The sequence below is a fragment of the Burkholderia sp. BCC1996 genome (assembly GCF_905339955.1).
Classification (GTDB): Bacteria; Pseudomonadota; Gammaproteobacteria; order Burkholderiales; family Burkholderiaceae; genus Burkholderia.
Map to the genome: position 1 here is coordinate 1 of NZ_CAJPHM010000058.1, position 8,252 is coordinate 8,252.

Annotated in this window: 8 protein-coding genes and 1 pseudogene; 7 read left to right on the top strand and 2 right to left on the bottom strand. The window is 55.4% G+C overall.

Annotation, left to right across the window (positions count from 1 at the left end; genetic code table 11):
- The 3 genes from U4Z64_RS36925 to U4Z64_RS36935 form a co-directional block, all read left to right on the top strand.
- Positions 1–256: hypothetical protein (locus tag U4Z64_RS36925; protein WP_321822642.1), on the top strand; the 256-nt coding region annotated here is incomplete at its 5' end.
- A 1,041-nt stretch (positions 257–1,297) separates the two neighbouring features.
- Positions 1,298–2,431 carry a porin gene (locus U4Z64_RS36930; protein ID WP_321822643.1) on the top strand — a complete coding sequence of 378 codons (1,134 nt, stop codon included), beginning with the start codon at positions 1,298–1,300 and terminating at the stop codon, positions 2,429–2,431.
- Positions 2,432–2,843: 412 nt separating this feature from the next.
- On the top strand, positions 2,844–4,340 hold the full coding sequence (locus U4Z64_RS36935) for an APC family permease (protein ID WP_321822644.1): 1,497 nt from the start codon (positions 2,844–2,846) through the stop codon (positions 4,338–4,340).
- Positions 4,341–4,958: 618 nt separating this feature from the next.
- Here U4Z64_RS36935 and U4Z64_RS36940 read toward each other — a convergent pair.
- Positions 4,959–5,570 carry a TetR/AcrR family transcriptional regulator gene (locus tag U4Z64_RS36940; protein WP_321822645.1) on the bottom strand — a complete coding sequence of 204 codons (612 nt, stop codon included), beginning with the start codon at positions 5,568–5,570 and terminating at the stop codon, positions 4,959–4,961.
- Between the two features lie 123 nt (positions 5,571–5,693).
- Between U4Z64_RS36940 and U4Z64_RS36945 the strand changes: the two genes are divergently transcribed.
- From U4Z64_RS36945 to U4Z64_RS36960, 4 genes are all read left to right on the top strand, one after another.
- Positions 5,694–5,903 (top strand): hypothetical protein, encoded by a 210-nt coding sequence (locus tag U4Z64_RS36945; RefSeq protein ID WP_321822646.1) that lies wholly within the window; start codon positions 5,694–5,696, stop codon positions 5,901–5,903.
- A gap of 35 nt (positions 5,904–5,938) precedes the next feature.
- Positions 5,939–6,259 (top strand): thioredoxin, encoded by a 321-nt coding sequence (gene trxA / locus U4Z64_RS36950; protein WP_321822647.1) that lies wholly within the window; start codon positions 5,939–5,941, stop codon positions 6,257–6,259.
- Positions 6,259–7,209: a thioredoxin-disulfide reductase gene (trxB, locus tag U4Z64_RS36955; protein WP_321822649.1), complete on the top strand. Its 951-nt coding sequence runs from the start codon at positions 6,259–6,261 to the stop codon at positions 7,207–7,209. Before trxA ends, trxB begins: the two co-directional genes overlap by 1 nt.
- 85 nt (positions 7,210–7,294) lie before the next feature.
- Complete coding sequence (locus U4Z64_RS36960) at positions 7,295–7,735, top strand: OsmC family protein (protein WP_321822648.1); 441 nt, start codon at positions 7,295–7,297, stop codon at positions 7,733–7,735.
- 174 nt (positions 7,736–7,909) lie between these two features.
- Here U4Z64_RS36960 and U4Z64_RS36965 read toward each other — a convergent pair.
- Positions 7,910–8,252, bottom strand: a pseudogene (locus tag U4Z64_RS36965) (integrase core domain-containing protein); the annotation flags it as partial.

Genomic DNA, 8,252 nt, shown 5'->3' on the forward strand with positions numbered 1-8,252 from the left:
GGGCCGGGCATCGTGCCGGATTCGCCATGGGCAATCCTCAAGCATCGTCTTCGTCGCAATCGGCGATCTGCCACTGATCCAAGAGCGTTATCGACGAATTGACACGCTTCGTGCGGTGGGCAAATCTGTGCAGGCGGATCAGGCACATCAGAACGCGAGTTCCAGAGGCAGTGTGTCGAAGCGACCGGCTACTAACCGAATTCCCTCTTTCAGTACCCGCGAAATTCTGTCGCGTCGCCAGCGCCAGTCGTTCTGAGCTCAACAACATGCCCCTGACCGCGCTTTCCGACCGAGACATCGCACCGCCACGTGAGCTTGCCCGCTTCTCTTGTAAGCCTTGAAGTCAACCGGCGGTTTTCCTACCGACGCAATGAAAGACCGGACACATCGGCAGTAAATACCTGCGCCCCGTCGCTTGCATTTCTCTATCTCTCTCCGGCAAACATCAGACAGATGCACGCGCCTGCAGGCGACCTCCTAAATTGACACTTGCTCATACCAGCCGTCATCTCAGCTTCGTTCATCGCACTTATCAGACATCAGACTCGGCCTTTGGCCGCTTCACTCAATCGCTACCGTGAGCTCTTGCTCGGTCACCCTAGTGTTATTCCGAACACAGGGTTAACCGCAGATTTTCTCACGATGGTTATGAACTAGCATTCGTTAGCCAGACATCGGCAAGCGCAGACCTTGGTGCAAATGTAGATCTGTTTGCTTCTGGTGCATCGTGTGCATACGCGCACCGCTGTGATGCAGGAAAGCACAACGCAGGCCCCGAGGCACGCGAATTTGAACGAACAACCGCCATGGCACGAATCTCGCTTTATTTTGTAACGAATGTTCGTTCGCAATCCATGTACAGCGCGAGCCTCAACCGTGGAGAAGTTTCCTCTCCAGAACTTTGAGCAGATTGGTCATGAAACATATCTTGCTTCGCCAAGACGGAACCTCGCGGTAGAACGCTATTGTCACGATCCTGAATACTGATCTGTATGGAAAACGATGCCGCAGAGTTTCCAGGTAGAGCATGGGTGTATGGCTGGAGCGACGGGTTGCCGTTCCGCCGGCGCACGCCGACCTAGATTGCGGGATGAATCAAGCGCAGATGTGGGAGACGCGCGGCCAACGATGATGTCCAGGTGAACCGCTCGTCCACCAGGGGTTCCTTGACGTGCAACGAGGTTCAAAGAGTGCGAATGAGTATTAGCGTAGTGTTTATTTAGCAAACCTATATATAGTATGCCTTATCAATTTAGGACGTTCGTCATAAATTTCGACTTCAGAAAAGGGTTAGAGAATGAAGAAATCAGCAGTTGCGGCCGTTTGTGCGTCGATGATGTGCGGGGTGTCGTATGCACAAAGCAGCGTCACGTTATACGGCACCATCGACAACGGATTCAATTTCACCAGCAACGCCGGCGGACATAAAGGATACAGTATGGTCAGCGGTGACGCTGCTCCCAGCATGTGGGGGCTGCGAGGCGTCGAGGATCTCGGAGGCGGTTTGACTACGGTGTTCCAGCTTGAAAACGGCTTTGACATCAATAGTGGCAACTCGCTTTACGGTGGCCGGCTATTTGGACGCCAAGCATATATTGGACTAAATTCCAATGACTTTGGCAACTTCACTCTAGGACGGCAGTACGACCCAATGATTGACATGTGGAGCGGCTTTACGACAGCCGGCTCGACAATAGGTGATTTTGCAGCGCATATTTTTGATAACGATAACGCAGATTATTCATATCGATTTAATAACTCAATAAAATATGTTTCACCTACGCTAAGAGGATTTCAGGCCGAACTGGCCTACGCGTTTAGCAACTCTACCGGCTTCACGGAAAATAGAGCCTACAGCGCAGGTGCAACCTATTCCACTGGCCCAATATCTGCCGCAATCGCATACTCGAGACAGACCAATGGCGGAACGACAAACACTGGCGCCGTGGAAACCGGTGCCGCATTCGTCGCAGCGACACAGCAGAATATTGGCGCAGGGGTTAAATGGACCTTCCAAGATTCATCCAACATTGCGCTCGCCTATTCGCATACCACCTTTGGAAATCCTCGCGGTGGCCTTTACATTTCCGATGTAGGAACTCAAAACTGGACGTCATGGAAGTTCGACAACATCGAAATTAACGCACAGTATTTTCTAACCCCGGCATTCTGGATTGCTGGCTCGTATACATTTACCCACGCGAAGCTGAACACGGATAGCGGCGGATCCAGCCCGAATTGGCAACAGGTGGCTCTTGCGATTGACTACGACCTCTCCAAGAGGACGTCTGTCTATGTCCAAGGTGCATATCAGCACAATAATGCGCATACGGAAACTGGTATCGACAACGCAATTATCATCGGCTCGACGGCTCCATCGTCGACTGGAAATCAAACCGTCTTAAGGATCGGCTTGACTCACCGATTCTAGGGTACCGACGTGACTTCTGCTTCTCGAGTCGACTCCGACGAATGCGTCGCTACGCACGAAGCAGGAGTTTCTCGGGTGCAGGTTAATCGTGCAGAATTTCTTCTTTCGATCGATCAAGAGCAGACGACAAATTCCAATATTGCCATCTCTATCGCGGCGGAGCTGACCACACCGTCCCACCAGCAAGAAAAGCGGTAGCGACGAGAGAAATTTCAGTATTTTTCAAGATTTACGGACATTCAGTCGACGATTATAGAACAGGCTTAACCAGTCCTTATACGCAAGGAAAAGCGAAAGATCATTCAATTAAACTTTGTCGAAAATAGTGATAGAGCAGGAATCGCCTAATTGGCAATCAAGGACTGCAATCGTTGATGCAGACCGTCGTGGTAATCACAAGGAGAGACGTCTTATGAATACACGTGATGGCAGCAACTCGTCAGTACTATACGCTCGGCAGGAAGTTGATATTGCCGGACGGGATCGCGGTGAATCGGCACGGCTGACTGGTCAAATGGGCGTAGGCGCACTCGCCTTGAGCGTTCTGGCCTTCTCAGCACCCATGGCAGTTGTATCGGGTTTCATTCCGTTCACCATACTGTTCGGAGGACAAGGCGCCACCTTCGCCTTCATCCTGACAACCGTACTCATGATCCTTTTTGCAGTCGGTTATGTGACGATGGCGAAGCACGTCCCGAAGCCCGGCGACTTCTACGCTTTCATCAGCTCCGGCCTAGGAAAGGAAATCGGCTTAGGTTGTGCATTCCTAGCCGTCATTTCATACGTGGTCGTATTAGCCGGTACCTATGCATTTTTTGGAATCAGCGTCACGGCGCTAATCACGAGTTTTCACGGCCCGGAAACACCGTGGTGGATATGGACAGCTCTAGCGTGGGTGATTGTCAGTACGCTCGGATATTTCCACATCGAGCTATCCGCGAAGGTTCTATCTTTCTCGCTGGTTGCTGAAGTCGCCGTTGTAATGATTTTCAACGTCGCCGTGCTCGCCAAAGGAGGTTCAGAAGGCTTGTCATTGACCCCGATTATGCCATCAGCGTTCGCACACGGGGACATGTCAGTGACGCTACTCTTTGCCATCCTCGTCTTTCTCGGTTTTGAGGCAACAGCCCTTTTCAGAGATGAGGTGCGCGATCCGGACAAGACTATTCCGAGAGCGACCTACTTCGCGGTTGTGTTTGTTGGAATTCTTTACGCTTTGTCGTCCTATACAATGATTTCTGCTTATGGCCACCAGGCCGTTGATGCGGCCACGAAGTCACCGTCGACAATGTTTCCGGAAGCCATTGGAAAGTTCGTCGCCCCTGCTTTCACCCAAATCTCGTACGGCTTCGTGATTCTCTCGTTGATCGCGGCACTAATCTCAATTCACAATGTCCTCGCTCGATACGTATTCAATCTCTCCGTAGACAAAGCGGTCCCGACCTATTTCGCCGCCGTGCACGATCGCCACTGCTCACCCTACCGAGCCTCTACGGCGATCGCTGCGGTCGTGGCAGTCGGGATGTTGCCATTTATCTTGCAGAAAACAGACGCTAACACTCTGTATGGTCGCTTGACCGGACTTGGTTCGATAGGCGTTATCCTGCTGATGGCGTTAGTCAGCCTTTCGGTAATTGCGTGGTTTGCCCGGACGGGAGTACCTGCAGGCGAGAATGTCTTCAAAGTCTTTATCGCACCCGCGGTGGCCGTCACCTCTCTCGGTGCCGTATCCATATTTGCGCTTTTCCACTTCGACCTCGTCGTAGGTGGGAATCCGGGTCAGAATACCGCCTTGGAGCTTGTACTTGCCGGCGCACTTATTGCGGGCATAGTCCTCGCAATGTACTTTCGAAGTGCTAAGCCCCATGTGTACGATAGCCTCGGGCGCGCGCAACGTATGCTTGAGTAAGCGACAAGGGGGCCTATGCTGCTTCTCACCATGTAGTAGACGCTTCCATACTCCCGCATAGTGTGTACGCGCCGTTCTTATTGAACGGCGCGTACATTGCCAACTTGAGGATCGAATCATTGCATGCAATGATGGCATGGACGCTTCCCTCATCCGATGAAGGTAGCAATGTGCCAGAGTGGAAGTGGCATCGACCACTCGAAGCGGAAGGGGTGTCACCCTGCAGATTGCAACAATCGGCATCGACCTGACCAAGAACATATATAAGGTTCATGGGGCGAACGAGCTGGAAAGACAATACTCCGTTAGCAAGTCAAAGCGTACTTCGCGAACATTCCGATCGGCTTGAAACATCTGGCCACACCACCATTGGGCTCGTAAGCTCCACGCGGCGGCCAACACCGTTTGGGCGAGTGGCCTTCCCCCGTTCTCCCAGACACATCATCACGCCGGGCTTGCCAGACGTGCTATCGCACGCGTGACAGGCTTGGACCCGCGTGCTGTGCGCCACGGGATCAGCCCCAAGGGTTTCCGGAATGGGGCGAGGCAACTACGCGGACACCTATGTTCCTTGCTCCTGTTGCTCACTGCCAAACGTCAAAGATGGGCCGCTTACAGTCAAATGGCATGGGCACACGGCCCCCACAACTGCATGATTAGTTCCGCCCCCTGGTGCAGGGTCGCCGCTGGAGCCCCGTCGCGGGACTGGATCGCCACCCCCTTGAGAAAGGTGTCAATGACCAACGCCAACGCAGCGCCATTGGTATCTGAGGGAAGCTCGCCTTCCGCCACGCCGGCCATGACGCATTCGACAATCGCCGCTCCGGTGATGCGCCGCGCCTGTGCGACTTCCTTTTCGACCGAACTGCTTTCGCCGAAACAGTTCAAGCTGGACAGAACTGCCATGCAGCCCTTCGGCTTGCCGTCCGAGGTCTGCACTTCGATGGCCCTGTGCAGCATGGCGCGCATGGCTTCCCGCGGTCCGTGCGGGCGCGTCTGCAGTTGCCTGGCGAGTTCGCCGCAGGTACGCATGTACAAGGCAAGGCATTCGCTGAACAACGTCTCCTTGGATCCGAAGGCTGCGTAGAAGCTCGCCGCGGACAGGTCGCCCAGCGCGGTTCGCAGTTCGGCCAGCGTGGTCGCTTCAAAGCCGCGCTCCCAGAACAGCAGCATCGCCCGTTCCACCGCCGCGTCGCGGTCGAAGGTTCTGGGGCGTCCGGTGCGTGCCATGGGCGTCGATCCTGTGTCAATGAAGGAATTACAGATTATACAATCCAGAAATCATTGACGGCGGCGCTGCCGGAGGTTAATTTATGGATCGATCGATCCATAAATTAACCTCCGGCGATTGATATGACGATTGATACTGCTATCGGGCAGAAGCCAGCCCCGAGAATCCCGCGTGGTCTGCAGGTCTTAATCATGGCCGCCCGGGCCATCTGCGTGGTCGCGATAAGCATGGTGCTCGTGTTGCTCAGTGGTTGGCTTGACCGACGTGATTGTGCTGCCGAGCGTGCGCGCTTTGGCAGCCGCTATGCCGACGAAGCCGTCGGTACGACATGATTCCCGACTCCCCTTCCCTCCCAATAGGATTCCAGATGATTACTCAACTGACAGAAGACAACTTCGACGCTGCTGTCGCACTGGCGCCGGGCACCCATGTAATCCGCTTCTGGGCCGGCTGGTGTAAGCCGTGCTCGATGATCCTGCCGATCTTCATGCACGTAGCGGACGAGTTCAAGGCTGCGGCGCATTTCGCTGAGGTCAACATCGACGAACAGCCGAATCTGGCAGCCCAGTTCCACATTCGTTCCATTCCGACGATCGTGGTGGTCAAAGATGGGCAGGCATTGGAAAGCAACGTAGGCTTGTCGGACAAGAGCAAGCTGAGTCAGTTGGTGATGAGGCACGTTGCGTGATGTCCTCCAATGCGCACCACCCATTGATCATTCTCGGCTCCGGCCCCGCCGGCTGGACCGCCGCCGTCTATGCTGCCCGCGCCAACCTCAAACCAGTGGTCATTACCGGGCTGCAGCACGGTGGCCAACTGATGACCACCACCGAGGTCGACAACTGGCCAGGCGATGCTCCTGGTGTGATGGGCCCGGACCTGATGGGTCGGATGCAGGCTCACGCTGAGCGCTTCGACACCCAGGTGATCTTCGACCACATCCACTCCGCCGACCTGTCCGAGCGTCCCCTCACCTTGACTGGCGACAGAGGCACTTACACCTGTGATGCGCTGATCATCGCGACCGGCGCCACTGCAAAGTACCTGGGGATTCCGTCCGAAGAGGCCTTCAAGGGCCGCGGTGTATCGGCTTGCGCCACCTGCGACGGATTCTTCTACCGCGACCAGGACGTGGTCGTAATCGGCGGCGGCAACACCGCTGTCGAGGAGGCCCTGTACCTGTCCAACATCGCCCGAAAGGTTTACCTCGTGCACCGGCGCGACACCCTTCGCGCCGAGAAGATCATGCAGGACAAGCTCTTCGCCAGAGTTAAGACCGGCAAGATCGAGACCGTCTGGCATCATCAAGTCGACGAGGTGTTGGGTAACGGCACCGGCGTCACTGGCGTGCGGGTGGAGTCGGTGCTCGACGGCAGCACCCGAAACATCGCCGCGAATGGCTTCTTCATCGCGATCGGCCACCACCCCAACACCCAGTTGTTCGACGGTCAGTTGGCAATGAATAACGGCTACATCAAGATCCGTTCGGGTCTGGGTGGCAACACCACCCAGACCTCGGTCGCAGGCGTGTTCGCGGCGGGCGACGTTGCTGACCAGCACTACCGCCAAGCCATAACCTCCGCTGCCTTCGGCTGCATGGCCGCTCTGGATGCCGAGCGGTTTCTGGACAAGGCCTAGATGACCACTGATCTTCTGTGCCCTGAACCTAACCGTTACGGCGCGCCCTTGCAGCATAAATAATCTCAACTGGAGTAAAAACACCATGGCAGCAAGTGAAATCAACCTGGACCTGTGCTGGAACAACGGCTTCAAAGGAACCGGGATGGTCAAAGGCAAGAACTTCGGCGTGCAGATCGGCATCCCAGCCGCTCTTGGCGGCAGTGGCGAAGGTGCCAATCCCAAGGAACTGCTGGCTTCATCAGCAGCGGCATGCTTCATTGCGACGCTGACCGCTATCCTGGAGAACCGCAAAATCCCGGTACAGCACCTGGCCATTACCACCCATTCGGTGGAGACTGATGACGCCTTTTACATCCGGCATAACACTGCGCTTACGGTCGGTCCTGCCGCTACCGACGATGATATCGCCGCAATAGAAGCATTGGTGACTCGCGCTGACAAAGCCTGCGTTATAGGCAACGTTCTCAGAAAAGCCGGCGTCTTGATTGAGGCACGTCTCGGGACCATTGACAAAACCAGTTGATCCATCAGTTGGTGAAGTCTGAATAGTCGCCTCTATAGCGCAAATCCTCACACTGGACGGACGCCTCTGGTGTCAGAGGCACCCCTCCTTGATTGGGCTCTCTTCGACGGCGGATTGGCCTACACGACTGCCACGCCAGGTAAACGCCTGGCCACCCCAGCGTAATCGGCTCGTCTAGACCGTCCGTCGTGGCGCGTGCGCCTGAGAAGCTTGAGCCAGTCGCCAAGGCTGACCTACCTGATTTCTTCGGGCCATTTCAATCTTGGAGAACGGCCTCGGTTGATAGCGATGCGCGCTATGGGGCCGGCGCTCGTTGTAGAACTGCCGCCAGCGTTCGATGAGCAACTTGGCCTCGGCGCGGCTGCGGAACCATTCCCGGTTCAGCAATTCGTCACGCAATTTGCCGTTGAAGCTCTCGACGAACCCGTTTTGCTACGGACTGCCAGGCGCGATGAAGGCCGGACCGATTGCAGCGTCTCGCAGCCAGCGCATGACCTTGGCAGCAGTAAATTCAGCA

Coding starts and splice junctions, on each gene's coding strand:
- U4Z64_RS36935 (WP_321822644.1), top strand. CDS start 2,844: ATGAATACACGTGATGGCAGCAACTCGTCAGTACTATACGCTCGGCAG.
- U4Z64_RS36960 (WP_321822648.1), top strand. CDS start 7,295: ATGGCAGCAAGTGAAATCAACCTGGACCTGTGCTGGAACAACGGCTTC.
- U4Z64_RS36940 (WP_321822645.1), bottom strand. CDS start 5,570: ATGGCACGCACCGGACGCCCCAGAACCTTCGACCGCGACGCGGCGGTG.
- trxA (WP_321822647.1), top strand. CDS start 5,939: ATGATTACTCAACTGACAGAAGACAACTTCGACGCTGCTGTCGCACTG.
- trxB (WP_321822649.1), top strand. CDS start 6,259: ATGTCCTCCAATGCGCACCACCCATTGATCATTCTCGGCTCCGGCCCC.
- U4Z64_RS36945 (WP_321822646.1), top strand. CDS start 5,694: ATGACGATTGATACTGCTATCGGGCAGAAGCCAGCCCCGAGAATCCCG.
- U4Z64_RS36930 (WP_321822643.1), top strand. CDS start 1,298: ATGAAGAAATCAGCAGTTGCGGCCGTTTGTGCGTCGATGATGTGCGGG.